This is a genomic window from Sphingomonas crocodyli, from assembly GCF_004005865.1.
Lineage (GTDB): Bacteria > Pseudomonadota > Alphaproteobacteria > Sphingomonadales > Sphingomonadaceae > Rhizorhabdus > Rhizorhabdus crocodyli.
The window spans coordinates 165,057-188,147 of the sequence record NZ_SACN01000002.1; the positions used below are offsets into that span (position 1 = coordinate 165,057).

Here is a 23,091-nt window from a genome sequence, read left to right on the forward strand (position 1 = left end):
TGTCAGGCCGCTTCCGAGGCCGCCTGCACCGCGACATAAGCGGGAATGGTGAAGCGCACCCAGCCGCCGCCATCCGCATTATCGCCTGCTTCGATCGTGCCGCCATAGATGGTGAGGATGGTCCGGCAGATAGTAAGGCCCATGCCGAGCGCCGCCGGCTTCGTCGAATAGAGTGCTTCGAACGCGAAGCCATGATGTCCGCCGAAGCCCCCGCCATTGTCGCGCACTTCGACGCTGACGCCGGCGGAGTCGACTTGGGTGGCCACTTCGATCCGGCGCTGCTTTGTCTCGCTGGTTGCGAGCGCCTGAATGCTGTTGGCGAGGAGATTGGACAGGATCAGACGGAAATGGCGATCATAGCCGCGCACATGGGGGAGGTCGGGGGCCAGAAATTCGATCACGCCCACGCGATTGGCGGAGACATCCTGCGTGAGATCGAGCACCGCTTCGCGCACGATATCGTTCATGTCGAAAAGGCCGGGGACGGCTTCCCTGATATCGGTGACGCTACGATAACGCTCGATCATCGCCGTCGCCTGGCTTGCGCTGCGAAGGATCGTGTCGACCAGCCGATTGAGGCGCTGGCCGTCCAGATCGGGCCGTTCCAGCCACAACATGCCGGCCTGGGCGCTCGTGACGATCGTCGCGAGTGGGCGCTTCACCTCGACCGCCAGCGAGTCGACAAGTTGCTGCACCACCGTCAGCCCCATCCTGATGGGGTCCAGCGTCAGATCCGGATATTGGCGAGACGTTTCCATTGTGCGGTGCCCGACCGATGCCGCAGACGCCGCGTCCGTGGAGGGGCAGCCGGCTTGCTCGCCATTTTCGAGTGCCTGCTGAGCATCCGCTTCACGGTCCACAACCCTACCCCTCTCGCCAGCGATAGCGGAAAGCGCCTGAGGCCACGTCCCTATCGCCGTCACCGCACGCTGCGAACATTGCGACGCGCCGCTCCACTTTCATCGGCAAGTGAAGCCTTGGAAATCCCCATGTGGGTGGCGAAACAAAATATTAATTCATCGCCTCTGCGGCCGCGCGCGGCTAGATTAGGGGCGCCGAACCCAGGAGGGGGTGTCGTAACGATGGCAAGTGGAGATCGGCCAATAAAAGTATTGGTCGTCGATGATCACCCGCTTCTGCGGGACGGTATTTCAGCACTTATTGAGCATCAGTCCGATATCGAGCTGTGCGGCGAAGCGTCGAATGGCGCGGAAGCCTTGATCCGCTATCGCGATCTTGCGCCGGATATCACGCTGATGGACTTGCAGATGCCCGGCATGAACGGGCTGGACGCGGTCGTGGCCATCCGCGGCGAGTTCCCCGACGCGCGGATCATCGTGCTGACGACCTATAAAGGCGACGTGCCCGCAAGCGCGCTGCTGCGGGCGGGCGCGAGCGGCTATTTGCTGAAAAGCGGGGTTCGCACCCAATTGTTGGACGCGATCCGGCGCGTACATGCGGGCAATCGGTTCATCCAGGCGGAGGTGCTCAGGGAGTTGGAGGAAAACCCCGCCAGCGATCACCTCAATGCGCGTGAGGTAGAGGTCATGCGTCTCGTCGCCGCAGGCTTCACCAACAAGGAGATTGCGGCCGATCTGGGCATCTCGTCAGAAACCGTCAAGGTGGTGTTGAAGAGTGCTTTCCTGAAGCTCGATGCTTCGGATCGAACCCAGGCCGCCATGATCGCAACGCGCCGGGGTTTCCTCGACATCTAGAGGCGACCACGGAGCGCAAGAATGCGCCGCCAGAGCGCGGTGCGGCGCGAACTGCGCTCATAGGCGATCTTACTCGGCACCTCGATGATCACCTCGGTGCCTCCGCCCAATTCGCTGCGAACGATCAGCCGCCCGCCGATCGCCTCCGCACGTTCGCGCATGCCCAACAGGCCGTAATGGCCGTCCTTGCCGCCCTTCTGGATGATGTCGGCGTCGATGCCGCGCCCGTTATCGTGGATCCGGAGCCGGAGCATGCGCCGACCATAAGTGGTGGCTACCTCGATCGCGGACGCGCCTGCATGACGGCCGATATTGAACAGCGCCTCGCCCGTGATGAATTTGATCTCGGACAGCGCTAGCGGATGGATCGGCCGGGGCAGGCCCGCCTCGACGAAGCGAACCGCGATCGCTTCGTCGAGCAATGCGCCATCGGCCGCCGTCTGCATCACGCGTCGAAGGTCGTTGCCGTCGCCGTTCATGCGAAGATCGCGCACGCTGTCTCGCCCACGTATCACCAGCTCGTCCGCCCGGTCCAGTGCGGTGTCGAGCAGGCGCCGATCGTCACCGCCCGGCGTCATGCGATCCGCGACCGCCTGGATGCGGAAGATCAGGCCCTGAATTCCCTGCAGCAGAGTATCGTGCAGATCGCGGGCGATGCGTTCGCGTTCGATCAGCCGCTGTTCCAGAGAAGTGCGGGTCTGGGCCGCGACTTGCGCTGATCGCAAACGCAACAAGGCCCACAGCAGGCCGAGCGCTACCAGCGCGAGGATGAAGAGAAACCATATCGACTGGAAGAAGGTCGGCGGTACCTCGATCAGGACACTGGCCTCATCGGGGCTGCGGACGCCATCTTCGTTTGCGGCCCTCAGCCTGAAGCGATACTGGCCAGGCGGGAGGTTGGTGTAAAAAGCCTGGCGCCGTCCTTCGCTGTCGATCCAGCGGTCATCCTGACCCTCCATCCTATATTCAGCGCTGACGCGACCGGGGTTGGAGAGGCTGAGAACCGCGAAGTCGATTTCCACTTTGCCCTGCCCCGCAGGCAGCCGGACATGGGTTGGATCGCGGTAAAGCTGGCTGTCGGTTCGCACCATGCCGATCGCGAGCTTGGGCGGGTGGGGATTGCGGACGACATTGTCGGGATCGATCCAGACACTACCGGCCTGCGTAGCGATCCAGAGCCGGCCGTCGCCCCCCTGCACGATCGCGTGACGGCTTCGGCTGTGCGGAAGGCTTTTCAGGCCCGAATCCTCGTCGAATATCTCGGCCTTCGGGCGGTAGGCGGGATCGGCGAAGGCGCGTTCGGCCTCCGCCTTCTTCAGATGGATTATACCGCCGCTTGCTGTGAACCAGTGATCGCCATTGGCCGTAACGATGATGCCGTTCACGCCGATGAGCTGGGGCAGCCGATCCTTCCGAATGATCTGCCAGTGCCCGTCTATCATCCGGGCGACGCCATCGGGGCCGCCGGCGTAGAAGTGCGCACGGCTTAGCACGGCGGGCGGCGCGTAGAGGCTGACCGGCTCGGGATCGTCGATGCGGAAAGGGTGGAGGATGGCGGGGCCGGGGCGATCGCCCACGAAGCGCAGTTCGCGGTTGTTCCACTGGATCAGGATCTTGCCCTGCGCGTCGGCGATCATCGATCGGGGACGAAATTGCGGCGAGGTTTCGCCGAACATCCGCTCCCAATGCTGGCCGCGTAGCCGAAACAGTCCGCCCCTTGCCGCGCTGATCCAGTAATTGCCTGCGGCATCGAAGGCGCAGTCATAGACGGTGATATCGGTCGGAATATCCGGTCGTGATCCGATGTTGCGTCCATTCCGCCATATCGAGATGCGTGTGTGGACGGCTATCCAGATGTCGCCATTGGGCGCTTCGCACACCGTTGTCGGCTTAACCCTGGTCGTCAGGAAGGCGGTGGGGTTGCCGTTGGAAGCGACGCTGTAAACGGTTCGCGACTGCAGGATGAAGACGGTGCCGTCGCGTGCCGCCAGCAACTGATCGCCGAAGACATGCGGATCGTTCAGCCCCGGCTCGTTCGTCACCGTTGCCGGTCGAAATTTGTCCAAGCCCTTTTCGGTGCCGATCCAGACATTGCCCTCCCGGTCCTGGAAAGCGCGTTCGGTAACGTCGGAAGACAGGCCTTCACGCGTCGTGAAGCTTTCGATCGCGGCTGCCGCAGCCTCGGGATTTGGCGCGCCGCGCGGATCGGGTTTCGCCACGCGTTGAACCCCGCGATATTCGGTCGCCATCCAGAGGTTGCCCGCACGATCGAACAGCGAGAAACCTCGTATCTGGGGACGATCGGTTTGATAGGCGTGGCGAAGGGGCGGCGGGGCACCGCGACCGTTCGGCCCGGTGATCGGATAGCTGCCAAAAGTCTCGCTGATCCAGATGCGCCCGGCCGGATCGATCGCCAGCCGGGCGATCGAATTATCCCGGCTAAAATATCGTTCGAAGCGGGTGCCGCCTGGGGGCAGCCGAAAGACGGCAAGGCCATGCGACAGCCAGAGCGTGCCATCCTGCGCGATCACCAGATCGAAAGGGTTGTCGACCGGAATTCCCTGGCGTGATCCATAGACTGTCCAACGTCCGTCCTTGAGCCGCAACAGGGGATCATCCTCGCCATCGTTCAGAACCCAGATGGTGCCATCGGGCGCCTCCGCCATCTTGACCACGCGGTGCGTGACCGGCGCGGGCGGGGCGAGCGTCAGCCGGCCGCCACGATAGATGGCGAACCGATGCGACTGATCATAATTGGTCCAGACATCGCCGTTGCGGGTGGCGAGGACCGCAGATGGAGCGCCGTGAATGGCCGGGCCGGAAGGCTGTATTCTGTCAAAACGGACGCCATCGAAGCGGTACAAACCCTCACCACTTGCGAGCCAGAGATAGCCGTCCTTCCCTTGGGCGATGCCGAAAATCTGTTTCGGCGCACCGCGCTCGCGGTTCCATTTCTGATGCGTGTAAGCCGTGGCGATGGTCGGCGTCGTGCTGGCGGCGATGGTGGAAAAGCACGGGGCGAGGAACGTCGACAGACATAAGACGAGCGCAAGCCGCGCTATCGAACATCGATCCGCCAGATCACCTGAAACCACCCCGGTCCTCTTGCTCGCACTCGCCAGATTTGGCGCCATCGGCTGTGCAGCATGGATCACCGATGCTCCGCTTCACATGCACGCGTTCAATAGCATGGGTTCCCGGATGCGTCATGCGATCGAGCGGCAGGAGAGCCGTTCAGATTAATGACCCTAACCTTTCGTATGATCGGTATCTTGCTGACCCAGTTACATGCGGACGGCCGGGTGTTCCCGTCAGGCGAAACGGGTGGTCGCCTGATCCTTGGTCTGGATGGCGCGCTGCACGGCTTCGGCGATTTCGCGTTCGAGCAGCTTGCGGCTGTCCTCCGGCATTTCCGCATAGGACTTCTCGTCGAGCCCGTGGCGCTTGAGCACAGCGTCGCGGGCACGTTCCGCCGGGGTCTTGCTGGCCAATTCCTTGAGTTCCGCCAGGGCGAGGTCGAAACCGCTTTCGTCGCTCTTCTGCCGGGCGGGGCCGCTATATCCGGTGGGAAAGGCTATGTTGCGCATCGCACTGATGGAAAGAGACATTTTCTGCTCCAATCGGTTCGTTGCGTGCCTAAAACGAGAAAGCTTCCAGAGGGTTAACCATCTTCGAGAAGCGTCGGCTCGTGGTCGAAAAAGTCGACCCGCATCCGCATAGGTCCCATCAGTTCGACATGATGAGGTTCATCCGGCCGGACGATACCCGGTCGGCCGGGCAGGAGGATGCGCGGCGGGCTGCCATCCTCCAGGCAATAGAGCAGCGCGCCTTCGAGCACGCGGATGACGCCCCATACGCCGCGTTTCGTGCGGTGATCGTGCTGGAGCGCCAGCGGCAGGGTCGCCTCGGTGAAGACCGGCGACGACCGATAGGGCTGCGATGGCGGGGCGGTGTCACTGCCGGGAATGTGGCGTTGGGTGGCCGCTTTTTCGATCTGAGCCATTGTTCGTCTCCTATGCCGCGAGCAGTTCGTCGGCGGGGCCGAAGAATTCGTAGTGGATGCGGGCTGCCGGCACGCCCGCCAGTGCAAGGCCGCTGACGAAGGCGCGCAGGAACGGCTTGGGTCCGCACAGGAAGATGTCGGCATCGAGCAGCGGCGTGTTGGCCTGGAGCCATTCGATCGGCACGAAACCCTGCCCGTCGTGATTTTCGCCGATCACATCGGACGGTAGCGGATCGCTGTAGAAGGTCGCGACACGCAGCGAAGGGCAGGTGGTGGTCAGCGCCCGCACATGATCGTCGAGCGCGTGCGTCTCGCTGCTGATCGTGCCGTGAATATAGTGCGCCTCCAGCCCCGAGTGGTCGCGCGCGACCGCGTCCACCATGCTGACCATCGGGGTCAGCCCGACGCCGCCCGACAGCAGGATGATCGGCCGCTGCTGATCTTCGGGCAGGAAGAAATCGCCGGCCGGCGGCGTGGTCTCCAGAACGTCGCCGACATGGACGTGGTCGTGGAGGAAGCGCGACCCGCCTTGCCCATCGGCCTCACGCTTCACCGAGATACGATAATATTCGCCGTTCGGCCCGCACGAGATCGAATAGTTGCGCTTGAGATCGGGCGCGGAAGCCGGCTTCAGGCGGAAGGTGAGATATTGGCCGGGCTTGTGCCGCAAAACGGGGCCGCCATCTTCGGGACGCAGGATGAACGAGGTGATCGTGCTGCTTTCCCGGATCTTGTCAGCGACGACGAAGCGGCGCCATCCGTTCCACCCGCCCTGCGCGGCCTGAATCTCGTCGCGCAACACCACCTCGCGCGCTTTGAGGACGTCCGCCAGGAACCAGTAGGCTTCGCCCCACGCGGCCAGAACCTCATCGGTGGCTGCGTCGCCCAGCACATCCTTGATCGCGGCGAGCAGTGCGTTCGCCACATAGGGATAATGTTCGGGCAGGATGTGGTAGCCGACATGTTTGTAGGCGATCCGTTCGACCACCGGCGCGAGCGCCCCGAGATTGTCGATGTTGCGCGCATAGCCCAGGATCGCGGCAGCAAGCGCATGAACCTGCATCCCGCTTTCGCCCTGATTGGCGTGGTTGAACAGCGCCTTGATATGTTCGTCCTGAAACAGACGGGCGTACATAGCCGATGTGATGGCGGTGCCATGTTCGGCGATGGCGGGCGTGGTCGCCTTGACGATGGCGATCGTGGCAGGCGTGAGCGGCTGGGGCATCAGAGTCTCCTTTGGGAATGATCAGGCGGCGGCGGGGCGCCGGTACTGAATGGCGAGTTGCAGGCTTTCGGCGATGCGGGCGGCCTTGGCCTGCACCGCGGCCGCCGCGGCGGGAGAGAGCAGTTCCTCGCTCGTCTCGCGCCACAGGCTGAGCCAGCGCGCGAAGCGATCGGGCGTCATGGCGTCGGCGTGGAGCATGTGCAGCGCGACGGGATTGCCCTTGTAACGGCCGGTGGTGAGCATCACCGACGACCAGAAATCGGTCAGCCGCGCGTGATGATCGGTCCAGTCGTGGACGGCGCCGCCGAACACCGGGCCGAGAAGCGGATCGGCGCGAACCCGTTCGTAAAAAGCTTCAACCAGCGCGCGGATCGCGCCTTCCTCGATGATCGGACTCATGGCCGACTCCAAAGATGCATTTTCAATGCCTGTTAATTCGGATTCTAAAATATGTATGTCAACTGCATCTTTTATGTTGTGGCGGTTCCGGTGAAGGAGTATTTGGAGTGCATCTTTTCCGCGACTCGCCGCTGTGACGCGCCGCTGATCAGGGAGACGCAAGATGATTGACCATGTCGCCGTGAGCATCGAACATCGCCGCCCGCAGGATGCGGGCGATCGCATCGCCTGGGGTTTCACCAAGACGATGCGCTTCTTCGCCGACCTGCTGTTCCAGCAGCGTCACGGCCACCGTGCCATCGTGATCGAGACGGTCGCCGCTGTGCCGGGCATGGTGGGGGCGACGCTGACCCACCTGAAATGCCTGCGCCGGATGACCGACGACAATGGCTGGATCCGCACCCTGATGGAGGAGGCGGAGAATGAGCGGATGCACCTGATGACCTTCATCAAGGTGGCGCAGCCCAATGCCTTCGAACGGCTGCTGATCCTGCTGGTGCAGGCAGGTTTCTACTGCGCGTTCTTCGGCCTCTACCTGGTCGCCCCGCGCGTCGCGCACCGCGTCGTCGGCTATTTCGAGGAAGAGGCAGTGATCAGCTACACCCACTTCCTGCAGGCGATCGATGCGGGCAAGATTGCGAATGGCCCCGCGCCTGCGATAGCGCTCCATTATTGGAAGCTGCCCGCCGATGCGACGCTGCGCGACGTGGTGCTGGTGGTGCGTGCCGACGAAGCGCATCATCGCGACGTCAATCATGGCTTCGCAGACGAGCTGAACGGGCAGACTGCCGGCACCATCGCGCCCTATCCCGAACATGCCGCGGACGTCAGGATCGCGGCCTGATACGGATTGACCTATATCCTGAAGCCAGGGCGGTTCGGCATCAGCCGGGCCGCCTTGTCCGTGCCATCGACCAGGGAGAGAGTTTCGCGTGCAACTGACCCGCTATACCGATTATGCCGTGCGGGTTCTCTTGCATGTCGGCGCGCGCGACGAGGGGGATCTGTCCTCGATTGCCGAGATCGCGCATGTCTATGACATCTCGCGCAACCATCTGATGAAGGTCGTTCAGGATCTCGGCCAGGCGGGGTTTCTGGAAACGGTGCGCGGTCGCAATGGTGGGCTGCGGCTGGGCCGGCCGGCGGATGAGATTTCGATCGGTGAGATCGTGCGCCACACCGAGACGGGCTTTGACCTTGTCGACTGCAGTTCATGCATCGTCGCCCCGGCCTGCACGCTGCCCCGCATCCTCAATGAAGCGACGCGCGCCTTTCTGGCGGTGCTCGATCGCTACACCCTTGCCGATGTGCTGAGCCGGCGCGCGGACCTGCGGGGGCTGTTCGGCAATTTCAGGACGCTTGAGGACAAGATCAAGGATGTCACGCCCTCGGTTTGAGGTGCGTTTCATATCGAGATGCAGGCCACCCTAGACTTCGGGATGGTCGCATTATTCCTTCGCGCTCAACACCTCGGCGGCGATGTCCGCTATCTCACGATCGTGGATGCGGCCGATCCGTCGCCGACCATGAAGCAGTTTGAAATTGCCTGATCGGGAGAGCCGACGATGATCGACCCTATCCATTTGCTCGATATCGGTGAGGGCCGGTTCAGGGAACTTGCGCATGCGATCACCGTGACGGTGATGGTGTCTGGCCTGTCCGGCGCGTTGCTCGCCGGCCTTGCCCTGCTCGTCAGTCGCTGGACGCGAACGCTGCGCGCGTCCTGTTCCTACAAATGGAGCTGATCCCATGATGACCCCGCAATCTCCGATCCTGTCCGGCTTCGGGCCGGCTTCCACCGCCGCCGACGTGATGGCGGGTATCGATCTCGCCGGTCGCACGGCCATCGTGACCGGCGGCTATTCGGGCCTGGGTCTGGTCAGCGCACTGGCACTGGCAAGGGCCGGCGCGTCGGTGATCGTGCCTGCGCGCGACGTGGGGAAGGCGCGCGCGGCGCTTGAGGGGCAAGCGGGCATCACGCTTGCGGAGATGGACCTTGCCGATCCCGGCTCGATCGTGCGCTTCGCCCGCGACTTTCTGGAGACGGGGCAGCCGCTGTCGATCCTGATCAACAGTGCCGGCGTGATGGCGACGCCTTTATTCCGCGATGCCGACGGGCATGAGGGGCAGTTTGCGGTCAACCACCTCGGGCACTATCGGCTGGTCTGTGCCGTATGGCCTGCGCTCGTGGCCGGTGCGGGCCGTGTCGTGTCGGTATCGTCGCGCGGCCACCAGATCGCGCCCGTGATGTTCGACGACATCGATTTTCGTATCCGCGCCTATGATAAATGGGTCGCTTATGGGCAGTCGAAGACCGCGAATGCATTGTTCGCGCGCGGGCTGGACCGGCGTGGCGCGGCGGCTGGCGTGCGAGCCTTCTCGTTGCATCCGGGGCAGATATTGACCGATCTCGCGCGGCATCTTTCGACCGAGGAGATCGATAGCTTCGATGCGCGCGATGCCGATGGCAAGCCGCGGGTCGACCCGGAGCTCGGCATGAAAACGGTGGAGCAGGGCGCCGCCACCCAATTGTGGTGCGCGACCAGCCCGATGCTGGCGGGAATGGGCGGCGTCTATTGCGAGGATTGCGATATTGCAGGGATCAACCAGTCCGAAATCGGGCGCAAGGGGGTCGCCGCCTGGGCGGCCGACGACGAAGCGGCCGAGCGCCTTTGGGCGATTTCCGAACATTGGACGGGCATGACGATCGGTGGCTAGTTGCTCGACGCAGAAGGAAGATTGAAACGGAATTCGGCGCCGCCCTCCGGGTGGTTGAGGGCGTGGATCAGGCCGCCATGCCCCATGATGATCGACTGGCAGATGCCCAGGCCGATGCCGAGGCCGCCTTCCTTGGTGGTGAAAAATCCCTCGAAGATCCTATCGATGTCGGTGGCGGGAATACCGGGGCCGCTGTCGCGGATCGAAAAGGACAAGCCACCATTGCCGTCCGTGGTCGTGGCGATCGCAATGGCGCAGTCGGCCGACTGTGCCGCCGTCATGGCCTGAATAGCGTTGAGCAGGAGATTGACGATCACCTGTTGCAGCTGGATGCGATCGCCAGTGACCTTGGGCAGGCGATGCGCGAACGTCGTCGCGATGCGGATGTCGCGCGTCTCGATCTCGTGGCGAAGAAACATCAACGCTTCCTGCGCCACTTCGTTGATATCGAGTTTGGTCCGCTCCGGCTGATGCTTCGTGGCCATGCCACGGATACGCTGGACGATGCCGTTCGCGCGCTGCGCACCAGCGACGATCCGCGTCGTCAGTTGCGCGACCTTGGCCAGATCGGGATCGTCTTTTGAGAGCCAGCGCAGGCTGGTTTCGGCGTTGGTGAGGATGGCGGCGAGGGGCTGATTGACCTCATGTGCGATCGATGTGGTCAGTTCGCCCAGCGTCGATATCCGCGCGGCGTGCGTGAAATCGGCCTGTAGCTGGCGCAATTGCGCTTCGATCTGAAGCTGCGCGGTCACGTCCTGGATGCTGAAGATCGTGACATCCAGTTCGCGCGGCGGGATCGGGTAGGTCACGGACAGCTGGACGTCGAGAATCCGGCCGTCAAATGTGCGGACCTTGGTGAGTTCGCTGTGGCTCGGCTGGCCGTTGAAGCGGCCGACCATCACGTTTTTCAACGTGGCCCGATTGGCTGCAAACAGAAAGCCGACCGGTCCAGCAAGATCGAGCGCATTGTCCCCGCCGAACATGTCGACCGCGCGGCGATTGACGTCCGTCACCGTCACTGTCTCGTTCGCAAGGTCCAGAAGCTCGGGATGATCGTCGAGATAGCGCCCGAAATCTTCGACCCCGCTGGATTTTATCTGGGCGTAGATACGGCCCATATGGCTGGCGTCGACCTGGAGCAGCGCGGTCGGCATATAGTGGATGAGCTTGCGATAGCGCGCCTCGCTGGCACGCAGATAGAGATAGGATCGGTCATCGTCGGCCGTGCCGTTGACCGCGACGAAAATACGGTCGGGCTTGTCGCCGAGCCATAAGGTGACGATCGGATCGCGCAGAATACCATCGGATGCCAGTTGGCGTTTGACGGTGTGCCCCGGCACGCCCGCCGCTACCGCTTCGATCACCAGTTCGCCGAGGATGGCACGGCTTTCGATCGGCCAGAATTTGGCAACGGACTGCCCGATCATCACCGCCCGACCGCGATTCCCGCCGACGAGCCGCGCCGTGCGTTCGTTGACGTCGATGACGCGCAGCGCGGTCACGATATCGATCGCCAGCGCTTCAGGCGGGCTGCCTTCAGTCGCATGTGCCTCGATCAGGGATCGTGCGGCGGACATGTCGATTTCCCAGCTTGCGGCCATCAGCCGATCGGGAATGTTCCAGTCGTCGCGATCGCTCTCCTCACCGGACGGCGCGCGGCGCCCATATTCGATGACTTCGCCGGCGGAGCCATCCGCGTGGAAACGGACATATTGCCTGATGTCAGCGATGATCGACGCGCCCGAAACATGGCGACGCCGGACCCGCCCGCGCCAGACGCCTTCCTGCAGTAGCAGAGGCCAGTGCATCGGCTCCTCGCCATTCCGCTTCGTGATGGCATCGATATTCTGATCGATCATGGTGAGCGATGGCCAGCCGTACAGCGCCTCGGATGCGGGATTCCAGTAACGGACGCGTCCATCCTGATCGAAGATGACGATGCTTTCCGTCGCGAGATCGGCGATGTGCAGATCGCTTCGCGCGGCGATCGTATCGGGCCTCGAGATCGTCATTCTCCAGCCTCCGTGGAGCGGGCGCAGATCACGGCTCAGATCGCCCTGCGCAGTTCGCCGAGCAACACATTTTCGGCGGCGGGCTTGGTCAGCCACGCCTTCGCGCCAAGCGCGAGCGAGCGCGCACGGCTTTGCTCATCGATGACCGATGTCAGGACAATGACGGGCAGACGCGACCCCAGCGATCGCAGATATTCGAGTAGTTCGATCCCGCTCATCCCCGGCATCCGCACATCGGTGATCAGGCAATCGAAGTGCGTGCGATCATAGTCGGCAAGGAAGGCGGCGGCGCCGTCGAAGGCCTGACAGTCGAAACCCTCAACCACCATCAAATCCTCCAAGGCTTCACGGATGGCTTCGTCATCGTCAACGATTGCGACAGCAGGAACTCTGGACAAACTGTTCGAGCCTCATTTCAGCACAGGGCTGGCCTGAAGCCGGTGTCCCGCGATCGACGCGAAATTATAACCATACCAAGGTCTAGGTTGGCCGCATCTCGCGCAGGCCGGTGGGCAGGGCCTCCCAAGCCCGGATCAGTTCGCCGACCGAGCCGGCCTGCATCTTCTTCATCAGATTGCCGCGGTGGAGTTTGACCGTGATTTCGCTGATGCCGAGATCGTAGGCGATCTGTTTGTTCAGCCGGCCGCGAGCGACCTCGCGCATCACCTGCGTCTCGCGCGCGGTGAGGGTTGCGTAGCGATCGACATGCTGTTGGATCGCCTGCGCACTGGCGCGTTGCGCGGTGTCGCGTTCGATCGCGAGCATGACGGCGTCGATCAGCGTCTGATCGCGCACCGGCTTCGTGAGGAAATCGATGGCACCGGCCTTCATAGCCTGCACCGACATCGGAATGTCGCCATGCCCCGTTAGGAAAACGATCGGCGTACTCATGCCGCCCGCGACGAGCCGCTGCTGCAAGTCCAGACCGCTCGATCCCGGCATGCGTACATCGAGGACGAGACAGGCGGCCTGGTCGAGACATGGCGCGTCGAGAAGTTCGCGCGTCGAACCGTAACAGATCGCCTGTTGTCCCACGGACAGAAGCAATTCGCGTATGGCTTCTCGAACCTCCTCATCATCATCGACGATCAGGACGAGGGGTGGTGTTTCCGTGGTGTCTGCCTTGCTCATCTTATCTCATCCCCGTTTTGGTTTGGGACGCGCTTGCAATGTGCAGTGTCGCGGAATGATACCGATCCCCTCGTAGAGCAAGTGGCGTCGCTGTGTTCAGAGGAGCGCCATGCCGCCGTCGACGCGCAGGTTGATGCCGGTGACGAAGCTGCTGGCGTTGGATGCCAGGAACAGCGCAGCATCTGCGAGTTCACTGGGCTGACCGAAGCGCCCGAGTGGGATCGCTGAGGCGAAACCTTCGATGAAGGCCGCGCGGTCGGCGGGGGCGATGCCCATCTTGTCGAGGATCGCGGTTTCGACCGGGCCGGGGCTCAGCACGTTCACCCGGATTCCGCGTTCCTTGAACTCAAGCGCCCAGCTTCGGGCGAAGGCGCCAATCGCGGCCTTCGTTCCAGCATAGACCGCGTGCCCCTCCAGAACCTTTTCGCTCGCGAGCGAGCCGACGAGGATGATCGACGCGCCGTCGCGTAGCACGGGGGTGATACTCTGCACGCCGAAGAATATACCGCGCGCGTTGGTCGCAAACTGCGCGTCATATTCGGCTTCCGATACCTGCCCGGAAGCCGTGATCAGATTCATGCCGGCATTGGCCACATAGATATCCGCGCCGCCGAAGCGATCATGGACAACCTGTGCAATTTCGCGATGGTGCTCGATGTCGGCGACGTCGCCCTGAATCCCCAGAGCATCCGGTCCGATCGACTGTACGGCGTCGTCGAGAGCGTCCTTGCGACGACCGGTGATCACCACCCTGGCGCCTTCCGACGCGAAGAGTTGGGCGGTCGCAAGGCCGATGCCGCTATTGCCGCCGGTGATGACGGCGATCTTGCCTTCAAGACTTTTCATGGTTCACCTCGATTGTGGGATGCAGGGCGCGCCGGGATCACGCGACCGTGATGGCGACGTCGATGTTGCCGCGGGTCGCATGGCTGTATGGGCAGATCGTGTCGGCTTCGGCGACGAGCGCCTCTGCGTCCGCGCGATCGATGCCCGGCAAGGCGATGACGAGTTTGACGGCCAGGCCGAAGCCCTTGTCGCTGCGCGGGCCGATGCCCACGGTCGCCTCGACGGTGGTGTCCGCCGGAACGCGGGGCAGCGATGCGTTCTGCGCCGCCGCAAACTTCATCGCGCCCAAAAAGCAGGCGGCATAGCCCGACGCGAAAAGCTGTTCGGGATTGTTGCCCTGGCCGTTGCCGCCCAATTCCTTCGGCGTGCCGAGTGTGACAGCGAAGGCGCCGTCGATGGTCTCCGCCTTGCCGTCACGGCCGCCATTGGCGCGGGCGGTGGTCGAGTACAGAATCTTCGTGGTCATGATGTGTCCTTTCGAGAGCGCGGGGCGTCGGGCTGACGCCCCGCCGAAGTTCGCGGCCGGATGGCCGGTCAGAAGTCCCAGAAGCCCGCCACCCAGCGGAAGGCATCGCCATCGGCGGCGACGCGGCCGACCGAGGGGAAGGGCAGGTGCGTCGCGACCAGCAGCTCGCCGGTTTCGACCGCATCCTGCAGAAGTTGGACGCGCACGCGGACCGATTCCGCCGGGTCATGCTCGAACCCGTTGTGCCAGTCGGGGTGATCGAAACCGACCGGGAAGATCGCGTCGCCCAGGAAGGTCAGGCGATCCTTGCCCGACGTCAGGCGGACCACGCTGTGGCCGGGCGTATGGCCGTCCGTGCGCCAGACGAGGACGCCGGGCGCAACCTCATGCTCCTGCTCGAACGTCTCCACCTGCCCGCGATACTGATCCATGAACTGCGCGGCGGTAGAGCGAAGCACGTCGGGGACCGGTGACGGCATGGCGGTGTGGGAGAAATCGGGCGTCTCCCAGAAATCGACTTCGGTGGCGCAGACGTGGATGCGCACATCCGGGCTCAGCTGATCGCGCACCGACGGGACCAGCAGGCCGCCGATATGATCCATGTGCATATGGGTGATGACGATGTCGGTCACGGAGCCGAGGTCGATGCCCGCTGCCTGTAGTCGCTTGGGAAACTGGCCGGCGCGGGGGAAGCCGGGAAACTGCCCGCCCAGCCCTGCATCGACGAGGATGAGCTGCTCGCCACTGCGCACGACGAGGACGTTCAGCGGCCAGTCGAAGGCGTCCGCCGGCAGGAACATGTCCTTGAACCAGCCGGCCCGATCGGATGCCGTGGCGTTCGTCGCCATCGTCTCGGTCGGCAGGGGCAGGACGCCGTCACTGACGATCAGCACGTCGATTTCGCCGATGCTGAGCGCATAGCGCGACGGGACGAGTTCTTCGACGGCCGTTTCGCCGGAGCGCGCGATATTATCCTGTTTCATGTGAACCTCCTGGACGCCGCCTCGGTGCGGCGATGACAAGGCTATGAAGGGCTGCGTCGGCGGTCGATTTGGGTTGAGGGAGCGAATGGCCCATACGAAGGTACAGGTTCGGCAACACGATGGGCTCAGCCCCGGCCGGAGCGTTCGATCAGGCGTCGGGCTTCGTCCAATGCGGCGCGCGAATAACCCGCGCCGCGCAGCTTTGCGATTTCGGCTGTCGGCATCGCATCACCGGCAGCGCGCAAGCGAATACAGAAGCGACGAAGCGCCTCCAGCCGATTGTCGGCCAGCTGGTTGACGGGCCTGAAACCGAACAGGCTGAAAAGGAAACGGGCTGTGCGGGAGGGCGGATCGATGCTGGTCGGATGATCGAACAGTGCGAGCGCCACGACACTGCGCTCAAGCGCCGTCAAGGCGCTTTGGCGCGGCCTGCCCGGCAGGAGAGCAGGGGTGGCGGAGTGAGCGGTAAAGGATGTGTGCGGGCTTGCAGTGGCCCGATCCAATTGCATCAGGAGCATGTGGTCCTCCCGTCCGAAATGCAGATAGCGGGAAATCGATGTCCGATCTCCCGCTGTCTCAGGTTCCGCGATAAGCGCGCTCAGAAGTCGATCGTGCGGGCGGCGAGCACATTCTCGTAAGCCGCTGTCCGATCGGCTGCGGGCGGATAGATCCAGATCTCGTTGATCTCCCGCTTGATCGCCTTCGCCTGTTCGCCGCTCACCTCGACACGCGAGTCCCAGCCGCGGGTGAAGATCGCGCTGTCGGGGCCAAGATCCAGACAGGTGACATAAGCGGGCTGATCGTAGGGAAGCGTTTCAAGACCCAGCAGATCGGCGGCGGCATTGTGCCCGGCGAACGCGCCCAGGCGGCGGGCATGCTGGCAGGACATGGCGGCGAAATTGCCGTGCGCGTCGGTTCGGGCCTTGGCCGTGTCGCCGGTTGCAAAGACATTGGGTGCCCCCGGCACGCGCAGATCCGGCTCGACCACGATGCGGCCCAGATTGTCGCGTTCGCCCGGCAATTGCACAGTAAGGGGAGAAGCTCGCATCCCGGCGGACCAGATCACGGTTATCGTCTCGATATGCTGGCCATCGGCCAGGGTGACGCCGCGTTCGTCGAGCGACGAGATGCCGACGTTCATCCGCGTTTCGATGCCAAGCGTGCGCAGCCGCTCCTCGATGAACGGCAGCGGATCATCGCCCATCGCCGGTGCGACATGCGCCGATCGATCGACGATGATGACGCGGACATCGGCATCTTTGCCCAGAATTTCGCGAAGACGGGCGGGCATCTCGGTCGCAAATTCCAGCCCGGTGAAACCGGCGCCACCGACAACGACGGTATTGCGGGCTGCCGACGCCGGCTTTGTCGCCAGCTTGTGGAGGTGGCGATCGAGCGCCACGGCTTCGTCGAGCTGAGTGCCTGCGAAACCGAATTCCGCCAAGCCGGGGATCGGCGGTGCGAAGCCGTCGCTGCCGGCGGCGAGCACCAGTCGGTCGAAGGGCAGAGTGGTCGCGCTGCCATCCGCACCGACGATGCCGATGGTGGACGCGGCGGCATCGATGGCTTCGACGCTGCCCGCATGATGCAGGATGTCGGTCGCCGCGAACAGATCGACGAGAGACGCAACCATCTGCTGCGGATCGCGCTCGTACAGGCGCGGGCGGATGACCAATTCGGGCTTCGGGGAGATGACGGTGATCGTCATCTCCTCGGGCGATACGCCGGCTTCGTGGCGCAGGCGGGAAGCGCCCAGCGCCGCCATCATTCCTGCAAAGCCCGAGCCGATAATTGCGATATTCTTCGACATGACAACCTCCTCGCCTTGATGGATGGCAACAGAGATTCAGAGCCCATTTCCGATGGCGCGCATCGTCATGCTCTTGCGAGCACCCGAAGCAGGCTGACGATGTCAGCCGGAAATCAGCAATGATGACTGTTGACGGATCGAGCCTGCGGCGGCGTGCCACCTGAAGCCCTCAAATGGGTGAGGATCGCGTTGCCTCACCCGTCAGTAACTCACGATCGGACGGTCATCCGGTCGACACCCCGTTCATAGCGCCGCCCGCCTGAAACTGTCGAGAATGGGAGGGCCTATGCAAAGGTGTAGGAAGCTGCGCCCGGAGGTTTAGGGCATTGGCCGCAACTGCGGCGGTGACACCGATCTGACTTCGGTTTGACGGTGCCTAACCTTTCGCATGGTTCGTCCTGCCCCCTTGTTCGATCGCTGAGCCGATCTAGGCAATCCAGTCTCCAGGTGTGGAGCAGCGCGGAGCCGCTGTGCCGCGATTGTGCCTCAACAATCGTCTGGAGACGCCGAATGTTTTCAACAAAGAGAACCCGTCCCGCCGCCGCGCGCGCCAGTCGCTTCTTGGCATTGGCGCTATGCGCGCACCTTTATCTCTCACCAGCGGGTGCAGCCGCGCCGTCAGCCACTTATGCGGACCCCGCAAACCCTGCGCTCAAGAAGGGAGCGATGGTGCTCGCGCCAAAGCGGGCCGCACTGGTGGTGATCGACCCGCAGAACGACTTCATGGATCCCAAGGGCAGAGCCTGGCCGGTGGTTGGCGAAGCCGTCACCGAGCAAAAGCTGATCCCGCATCTTCACCAACTCTTCGCTGCAGCCAAGGCGTCGGGCATGGTCGTCGCGATCTCACCGCACCATTATTATCATTGGGATCATCAGTGGAAGGTGCAGGGGCCGCTTGAGGTCTTCCAGCACGACATCGGTATCTTCGATCGCAAGGGACCCTATACGCTGGAGGGGTTCGAAGGATCGGGCGCGGATTTTCTGCCCGAGTTCAAACAATATATCCTCGACGGTCAGACGATCATCGCCTCACCCCACAAGCTCTATGGTCCGCAGGTCAATGACCTGTCATTTCAGCTGCGCAAGCAGCATGTGGATCAAGTGATCATCGTCGGCATGCTTTCGAACATGTGTGTGGAATCGCATGTTCGCGACTTCCTTGAGCAAGGGTTCGAGGTTGCGGTCGTCCGCGACGCGATCGCCGCGCCCAAGCTGCCGGAGGGCGACGGCAACCTCTCGGCTCTCATCAACTTTCGCTACATGGCCAACGGGCTGTGGACGACCGATGAGACCGTCAAGATGATGAAGCGATAGGCTGTGGTTGTAAATGTCGTCCTCCGACGGCCAAATTGCGAAATTGTCCGGGATGGGAGCGGGATCGAGGCAACATTCGGTGCTTGGATCGACCTGTCCGAAAGCCGTGGTGATAGGCCGCTTCGCGCCCCAATATCAGCTATTCCCGGGAAACGCTCAGAATCCCGGAAGCCGCCGGTCAGCTTTCCAACTATCAGTCGTTCTGATTGCGGCCCGTCAACTGCTTGCCACTTCCATATTGCGAATGGTTCTTAATATGGGTAGGCGGGCCTCGATGCCCACCAATGCCGCTGCCCTCACCCGACTTTTGTTGGTCGAGCGCCTCTCTTTGCAGAGGCTGGCGCAGCGCATAGCAGGTAGCTTGTCCGTAGCCGAGGACGTCACCCAGAGCCTCTGGTTCCGCATTCAACGGATCGAGGATGATCCCCCGATCATCAACAAACGCGCCTTCCTGTTCAGGTTGGCGACCAATCTCGCGACGGATCATGTCAGGGCCGCCCGACGTCATAGCGCGCTGTTCGAAAGCGGGATGCTGCCGACCGAAGTTGCGGATGATCGCCCGTCTGTTGAACGCTCGCTTATCGGTCGCGAGCGTCTCGAAAAGGTCTTGGCTGCGTTGGACGAATTGCCGCCGCGCGTTCGGCAGGTATTCGTGATGCGCAAGTTCGACGAACTTCCGGTGGCGGAGATCGCCGATCGGCTAGGTCTGTCACGCAGCGCGATTGCGAAAATGCTTCAGCGCGCTCTTTTGCACTGTGACGCGCGCCTGCATGACGACGGCGACTGATCCGCCTCGCGTCACTAGATTCCACAAAATCATATCTCCAACGTCATAGCTATGAGACCTTGATTGTCTCGTGCCTCTGGCGGGGAACGGGAAGGGGGCAAGTTTGGCGTCAGGATCGCGGATTCTGGAGGAGGTCAGGCACGAGGCCGCGCGCTGGATCGCGGAGCGTGACGCAGGCCTGCTGTCTGCCGACGACGAGCAGGCCTTTCTGATCTGGTTGCACGCAGATCCCTTGCATGAGGCTGCCTATCGTCGCCTGGAGGGCAGCTGGCAGGCGATGGATGACATGCCGGCGCAGGCGCGAATCCTGGAAAGCAAGCCGACGCGCCAGAAACATCGCATCGCGGGTGTCGTCGCGGCGGTTGCCGTGATCGCCATCGTAGGCGCCACGCTCGATATGCCTATGCGCCTGCGGGCCGACGCGATCACCGGCACGGGCGAACGCCGCGATGTCACGCTGCCCGACGGATCCATTGCACGATTGAACACCGACAGCGCGATCGAGGTCGATTATGCTGACGGACGACGCGCCGTGCGCCTCCTGTCCGGCGAAGCGGCCTTCACCGTGGCCGCCGATGCCGCCCGCCCTTTCACCGTGCAGGCCGGATCGGGGACGACCACAGCGCTGGGCACACGCTTCATCGTGCGGCTCAGGGGCGCGCAGGCCGATGTATCCGTCACCGAACATAAAGTGCGGGTCGCGGCGTCGGCCGATGCCGAAACGCCCGACTGGTCGGCTGTCGTCGAGGAGGGGCAGGCGATAAGCTATGGCCCTGACGGCGCGACCGATCGCCACGATATCGATACCTATGATGCCGAAGGCTGGACACGCGGGAAGCTCGTCTTCGTAGATCGGCCGCTCGCGGAGGTCGTGGCGGAACTCAATCGCTATCATCCGGGCTATATCGGCGTGATCGGCGGCGAACTGAGCCAGCGGCGATTTAGCGGTGTCTTTCCGCTGAACGACCCGATGGGCGCGCTCGATACGATCCAGCGTTCGCTTGGTATCGGATCGACGAGGATCACGAACCGGCTGATCTTGCTCCATTCCTGACGCCTTCAATAAAAATCCGTCGTCCTTTCCACATTCCGCGACCTGAGACGTCATAGCTATTGAGAGGCGTTCGCAGCGCAGTGCGGCTGCCTCCTTGATACAGAAACGGGGGGTCGAGTGACGGCGATTGGGATGAACAAGCGCGCGTGCCGCGGTTTCGGACGTGCGATGGGCTCGGTAATGGCAATGACGGCGGTGCTGGGCAGCGCTTTGATGGTGATGCCGCAGGCAGCGCACGCGCAAGGTGTGCGCAGCTACGACATCCCCGCCGGCCCGCTGGCGACAGCGCTGAATCGTTTTGCCGAGGCATCCGGCATCAAGCTTTTCTACGATGCGTCGCTCACCAACGGCCTGTCGAGCCAGGGCATGCGTGGCAGTTTCGGTACGGCGGAGGCGCTGTCGCGCGTGCTGGCCGGGTCTGGCCTCGCTTATCGTCAGACAGGTGAAGGCGCCTATACGATCGAGCGCGCCCCGCAGCCGAATGGCGATGCCAGGCAGCTTGGGCCAGTCCGCGTCGAGGGTGGCTCGGCAGGTGAAGGCACCGGTCGGGCGGATGCCTCACGCGATCCCGGCGCGACCGACGGCACGCGGGCCTACACCACCCACGCGGTCACGATCGGCAAGACCGCACTCTCGATCCGCGAAACGCCACAATCGGTGTCGATCGTGACACGGCAGCGCATCGAGGATCAGAATATCACCGATGTGGGTGAGGCCCTGAAGTTCACGACAGGCATGACGCTTCAGTCGGTCGGCGGCGTTTATACCGAACATTCGGCTCTCTCACGCGGCGCCAGCGCCGATTATCAGCTCGATGGCATCAACCAGAGCGTCGACAGTCGGGCGGCGCAATTCGACCTTGCGATCTACGACCGTGTCGAAGTGCTGCGTGGGCCGGCCGGGCTGTTCCGCGGCGCCGGTTCCGCAGGCGCGACCATCAATCTGGTGCGCAAACGCGCGCTTTCCGGTTTCCATGCGGGCGGCACCGCAGGCGTGGGCAGTTGGGGCACGCTGCGGGCGGAAGGCGATGTGAGCGGGTCTCTGTCCGAGTCCGGCAATATCCGCGCCCGCGTGGTCGCCGTCGCCGAGGATCGCGGCTCGTTCCTCGATCGGATCGATAACAGCAAATATCTGGGTTACGGCACGGTCGAGTTCGACTTCGACGATGCGACCACGCTAGCCCTCGCCGCGACCTATCAGGATGCGCGGATGGACTATTTCTACGGGCTGCCGGCTTATGCGAACGGCACGCTCGTCAACGTTCCCCGCTCGACATCCTACGGCACGCCCTGGGCAGGCGGGAAACTCGAGAATCTGGATCTTCTGGCCGAACTCGAACATCGGCTGGGCAATGGCGGACGCATCAAGGGGACGTTGCGTCGCTCCAACTCGGATCGATCGTCTCAGACCTTGTTCTCCGGCGGCGGCGTAGACGCCCTGGGGATGCAGTCGCTCGCGTCGAATGACGAGGCGATCGAAAACCGCAACACCGCGGCCGACCTGTTCGTCGACACGCCGTTCACGGCCTTTGGATCGCAGCACAACATCCTGATCGGCGGCGATTTTCAGGATTATTCGCAATCCACATTCCGGCGCGCCTTTTCGGGCTTTCCTCGGGTTAACTTCTTCACATTCGATCCGGGCGCGATCCCCGAGCCCAATTTCGCCGCGCAGCCGACCGCGACGGACATTGTCGCCAAGACCAAATCCTACGGCCTGTACGGGCAATTGCGCGTGAAGCCGGTCCAGCCGCTGACCTTGATCGGCGGGTTGCGCGCCAGCTGGCGCGACGTGCGCAATTTCGATCGCCTGACCAATCGCCGCACATCCGGCCCCGATATCAAGGGCGAAGTGACCCCCTATTTCGGGACGACGCTGGAGCCACTGGCCGACTGGTTCGTGTACGGCAGCTATGCCGAGATCTTTCAGCCGCAGTCGGCGACTACGGTGCAGGGAACGCTGCTCGATCCGATCACCGGCCGGCAGGTCGAACTGGGCGTCAAGGGCGCGTTGATGGATCAGCGGCTGACCCTCAGCGCCGCCGTTTACCGGACAACGCGTAGCAACGAGGCGCTGGTCGATCCGGCCAATCCCGGCTTCTCGATCGGCGGTGGCAAAAGGCGCGCGGAAGGCTTCGAGGCCGAGGTGAACGGCGAACTGGCGCAGGGGCTGCATGTCACCGCCGGCTATGCCTATACGAAGACCAAAATCCTGGTGGCCGCCGTTTCGCAGGTCGGGCAGGCTTATGCGCCGACAACGCCCAAACATAATCTGACCTTGTGGGGCAATTACCGCTTCCCGGCGGCGTCGGCCTTGTCCGGGGTCGAAATGGGCGGCGGTCTGCGCGCCAACAGCGACTTCTACAGCCAGATCGGCACCGTCCGTTTCGCGGCAGGCGGCTACACGGTGGCGTCGGCTCTGCTCGCCTATAATTTCGACGAGAAGGTGAAGCTTTCAGTCAACGTCGAGAACCTGTTCGACCGCAAATATTACACCAAGGTCGGCAACGCGACCGCCAACAATTATTACGGAACCCCACGGTCCGTGATGGCGACGCTGCGGTTCAAATATTGAGGCGATGGCGCGCCCGGCTTTAAGCTGCGGCGCGCCCTTTTCGATCGGATAATC

The 23,091-nt window shown here is 63.1% G+C and carries 23 protein-coding genes; 9 read left to right on the forward strand and 14 right to left on the reverse strand.

The annotated features are described in order from the left end of the window. Positions 1-2 precede the first annotated feature (2 nt). Positions 3-758: a sensor histidine kinase gene (locus EOD43_RS15395; RefSeq protein ID WP_127744930.1), complete on the reverse strand. Its 756-nt coding sequence runs from the start codon at positions 756-758 to the stop codon at positions 3-5. A 324-nt stretch (positions 759-1,082) separates the two neighbouring features. Between EOD43_RS15395 and EOD43_RS15400 the strand changes: the two genes are divergently transcribed. Then, on the forward strand, positions 1,083-1,715 hold the full coding sequence (locus tag EOD43_RS15400; RefSeq protein ID WP_127744931.1) for a response regulator: 633 nt from the start codon (positions 1,083-1,085) through the stop codon (positions 1,713-1,715). On the opposite strand, the gene EOD43_RS15405 is transcribed toward EOD43_RS15400, so the two are convergent. From EOD43_RS15405 to EOD43_RS15425, 5 genes are all read right to left on the reverse strand, one after another. Next, positions 1,712-4,810 (reverse strand): sensor histidine kinase, encoded by a 3,099-nt coding sequence (locus EOD43_RS15405; RefSeq protein ID WP_164857258.1) that lies wholly within the window; start codon positions 4,808-4,810, stop codon positions 1,712-1,714. The genes EOD43_RS15400 and EOD43_RS15405 overlap by 4 nt on opposite strands. A 216-nt stretch (positions 4,811-5,026) precedes the next feature. Continuing rightward, entirely contained in the window at positions 5,027-5,323 is a 297-nt protein-coding gene (locus tag EOD43_RS15410) for a hypothetical protein (protein ID WP_164857259.1), read from the reverse strand. Positions 5,324-5,376: 53 nt separating this feature from the next. Beyond that, on the reverse strand, positions 5,377-5,718 hold the full coding sequence (locus EOD43_RS15415) for a TehB family protein (protein ID WP_127744934.1): 342 nt from the start codon (positions 5,716-5,718) through the stop codon (positions 5,377-5,379). Positions 5,719-5,728: 10 nt separating this feature from the next. Then, positions 5,729-6,943, reverse strand: coding sequence for an NO-inducible flavohemoprotein (gene hmpA, locus EOD43_RS15420; protein WP_127744935.1), 1,215 nt, complete (start codon positions 6,941-6,943; stop codon positions 5,729-5,731). A 21-nt stretch (positions 6,944-6,964) separates the two neighbouring features. Beyond that, positions 6,965-7,342 carry a group III truncated hemoglobin gene (locus EOD43_RS15425; RefSeq protein WP_127744936.1) on the reverse strand — a complete coding sequence of 126 codons (378 nt, stop codon included), beginning with the start codon at positions 7,340-7,342 and terminating at the stop codon, positions 6,965-6,967. A 163-nt stretch (positions 7,343-7,505) separates the two neighbouring features. Between EOD43_RS15425 and EOD43_RS15430 the strand changes: the two genes are divergently transcribed. The 4 genes from EOD43_RS15430 to EOD43_RS15445 all read left to right on the forward strand — a co-directional run bounded on the left by EOD43_RS15430 (position 7,506) and on the right by EOD43_RS15445 (position 10,060). After that, complete coding sequence (locus EOD43_RS15430) at positions 7,506-8,186, forward strand: alternative oxidase (protein ID WP_127744937.1); 681 nt, start codon at positions 7,506-7,508, stop codon at positions 8,184-8,186. Between the two features lie 88 nt (positions 8,187-8,274). After that, entirely contained in the window at positions 8,275-8,739 is a 465-nt protein-coding gene (locus EOD43_RS15435; RefSeq protein ID WP_127744938.1) for an Rrf2 family transcriptional regulator, read from the forward strand. Between the two features lie 168 nt (positions 8,740-8,907). Further along, positions 8,908-9,087 (forward strand): hypothetical protein, encoded by a 180-nt coding sequence (locus EOD43_RS15440; RefSeq protein WP_127744939.1) that lies wholly within the window; start codon positions 8,908-8,910, stop codon positions 9,085-9,087. A gap of 4 nt (positions 9,088-9,091) precedes the next feature. After that, a complete protein-coding gene (locus EOD43_RS15445) occupies positions 9,092-10,060 on the forward strand; it encodes an oxidoreductase (RefSeq protein WP_206363570.1) in 969 nt (322 codons plus the stop codon). Here the strand turns inward: EOD43_RS15445 and EOD43_RS15450 are convergent. The 8 genes from EOD43_RS15450 to EOD43_RS15485 form a co-directional block, all read right to left on the reverse strand. Beyond that, positions 10,057-12,072 (reverse strand): sensor histidine kinase, encoded by a 2,016-nt coding sequence (locus EOD43_RS15450; protein WP_127744940.1) that lies wholly within the window; start codon positions 12,070-12,072, stop codon positions 10,057-10,059. The genes EOD43_RS15445 and EOD43_RS15450 overlap by 4 nt on opposite strands. A 35-nt stretch (positions 12,073-12,107) precedes the next feature. After that, positions 12,108-12,470, reverse strand: coding sequence for a response regulator transcription factor (locus tag EOD43_RS15455; RefSeq protein WP_127744941.1), 363 nt, complete (start codon positions 12,468-12,470; stop codon positions 12,108-12,110). 82 nt (positions 12,471-12,552) lie between these two features. Next, positions 12,553-13,203, reverse strand: coding sequence for a response regulator transcription factor (locus EOD43_RS15460; protein WP_127744942.1), 651 nt, complete (start codon positions 13,201-13,203; stop codon positions 12,553-12,555). Between the two features lie 96 nt (positions 13,204-13,299). Continuing rightward, entirely contained in the window at positions 13,300-14,049 is a 750-nt protein-coding gene (locus EOD43_RS15465; protein ID WP_127744943.1) for an SDR family oxidoreductase, read from the reverse strand. A gap of 37 nt (positions 14,050-14,086) precedes the next feature. Beyond that, the gene (locus EOD43_RS15470; protein ID WP_127744944.1) at positions 14,087-14,515 is read right to left on the reverse strand and encodes an organic hydroperoxide resistance protein; all 429 of its coding nucleotides are present in this window, start codon (positions 14,513-14,515) and stop codon (positions 14,087-14,089) included. Positions 14,516-14,583: 68 nt separating this feature from the next. After that, positions 14,584-15,498: an MBL fold metallo-hydrolase gene (locus EOD43_RS15475; protein WP_127744945.1), complete on the reverse strand. Its 915-nt coding sequence runs from the start codon at positions 15,496-15,498 to the stop codon at positions 14,584-14,586. Positions 15,499-15,623: 125 nt separating this feature from the next. Further along, positions 15,624-16,016, reverse strand: coding sequence for a hypothetical protein (locus EOD43_RS15480; protein ID WP_127744946.1), 393 nt, complete (start codon positions 16,014-16,016; stop codon positions 15,624-15,626). Between the two features lie 80 nt (positions 16,017-16,096). After that, positions 16,097-17,308: an NAD(P)/FAD-dependent oxidoreductase gene (locus EOD43_RS15485; RefSeq protein ID WP_127744947.1), complete on the reverse strand. Its 1,212-nt coding sequence runs from the start codon at positions 17,306-17,308 to the stop codon at positions 16,097-16,099. A 666-nt stretch (positions 17,309-17,974) separates the two neighbouring features. Between EOD43_RS15485 and EOD43_RS15490 the strand changes: the two genes are divergently transcribed. From EOD43_RS15490 to EOD43_RS15505, 4 genes are all read left to right on the forward strand, one after another. Then, positions 17,975-18,622 (forward strand): cysteine hydrolase family protein, encoded by a 648-nt coding sequence (locus tag EOD43_RS15490; RefSeq protein ID WP_206363571.1) that lies wholly within the window; start codon positions 17,975-17,977, stop codon positions 18,620-18,622. Between the two features lie 274 nt (positions 18,623-18,896). Beyond that, entirely contained in the window at positions 18,897-19,409 is a 513-nt protein-coding gene (locus EOD43_RS15495) for an RNA polymerase sigma factor (protein WP_127744948.1), read from the forward strand. Between the two features lie 103 nt (positions 19,410-19,512). After that, positions 19,513-20,463 carry a FecR family protein gene (locus tag EOD43_RS15500; RefSeq protein WP_164857260.1) on the forward strand — a complete coding sequence of 317 codons (951 nt, stop codon included), beginning with the start codon at positions 19,513-19,515 and terminating at the stop codon, positions 20,461-20,463. 132 nt (positions 20,464-20,595) lie between these two features. Further along, positions 20,596-23,037, forward strand: coding sequence for a TonB-dependent siderophore receptor (locus tag EOD43_RS15505; protein WP_127744950.1), 2,442 nt, complete (start codon positions 20,596-20,598; stop codon positions 23,035-23,037). Positions 23,038-23,091: the final 54 nt, after the last annotated feature.

Bases quoted from the DNA above. Each gene is read 5' to 3' on its own strand.
- EOD43_RS15410 (WP_164857259.1), bottom strand. From the start codon at position 5,323: ATGTCTCTTTCCATCAGTGCGATGCGCAACATAGCCTTTCCCACCGGA.
- EOD43_RS15505 (WP_127744950.1), top strand. From the start codon at position 20,596: ATGAACAAGCGCGCGTGCCGCGGTTTCGGACGTGCGATGGGCTCGGTA.
- EOD43_RS15490 (WP_206363571.1), top strand. From the start codon at position 17,975: ATGGTGCTCGCGCCAAAGCGGGCCGCACTGGTGGTGATCGACCCGCAG.
- EOD43_RS15415 (WP_127744934.1), bottom strand. From the start codon at position 5,718: ATGGCTCAGATCGAAAAAGCGGCCACCCAACGCCACATTCCCGGCAGT.
- EOD43_RS15470 (WP_127744944.1), bottom strand. From the start codon at position 14,515: ATGACCACGAAGATTCTGTACTCGACCACCGCCCGCGCCAATGGCGGC.
- hmpA (WP_127744935.1), bottom strand. From the start codon at position 6,943: ATGCCCCAGCCGCTCACGCCTGCCACGATCGCCATCGTCAAGGCGACC.
- EOD43_RS15495 (WP_127744948.1), top strand. From the start codon at position 18,897: ATGCCCACCAATGCCGCTGCCCTCACCCGACTTTTGTTGGTCGAGCGC.
- EOD43_RS15430 (WP_127744937.1), top strand. From the start codon at position 7,506: ATGATTGACCATGTCGCCGTGAGCATCGAACATCGCCGCCCGCAGGAT.
- EOD43_RS15480 (WP_127744946.1), bottom strand. From the start codon at position 16,016: ATGCTCCTGATGCAATTGGATCGGGCCACTGCAAGCCCGCACACATCC.
- EOD43_RS15460 (WP_127744942.1), bottom strand. From the start codon at position 13,203: ATGAGCAAGGCAGACACCACGGAAACACCACCCCTCGTCCTGATCGTC.
- EOD43_RS15450 (WP_127744940.1), bottom strand. From the start codon at position 12,072: ATGACGATCTCGAGGCCCGATACGATCGCCGCGCGAAGCGATCTGCAC.
- EOD43_RS15440 (WP_127744939.1), top strand. From the start codon at position 8,908: ATGATCGACCCTATCCATTTGCTCGATATCGGTGAGGGCCGGTTCAGG.
- EOD43_RS15465 (WP_127744943.1), bottom strand. From the start codon at position 14,049: ATGAAAAGTCTTGAAGGCAAGATCGCCGTCATCACCGGCGGCAATAGC.
- EOD43_RS15400 (WP_127744931.1), top strand. From the start codon at position 1,083: ATGGCAAGTGGAGATCGGCCAATAAAAGTATTGGTCGTCGATGATCAC.
- EOD43_RS15425 (WP_127744936.1), bottom strand. From the start codon at position 7,342: ATGAGTCCGATCATCGAGGAAGGCGCGATCCGCGCGCTGGTTGAAGCT.
- EOD43_RS15475 (WP_127744945.1), bottom strand. From the start codon at position 15,498: ATGAAACAGGATAATATCGCGCGCTCCGGCGAAACGGCCGTCGAAGAA.
- EOD43_RS15485 (WP_127744947.1), bottom strand. From the start codon at position 17,308: ATGTCGAAGAATATCGCAATTATCGGCTCGGGCTTTGCAGGAATGATG.
- EOD43_RS15395 (WP_127744930.1), bottom strand. From the start codon at position 758: ATGGAAACGTCTCGCCAATATCCGGATCTGACGCTGGACCCCATCAGG.
- EOD43_RS15445 (WP_206363570.1), top strand. From the start codon at position 9,092: ATGATGACCCCGCAATCTCCGATCCTGTCCGGCTTCGGGCCGGCTTCC.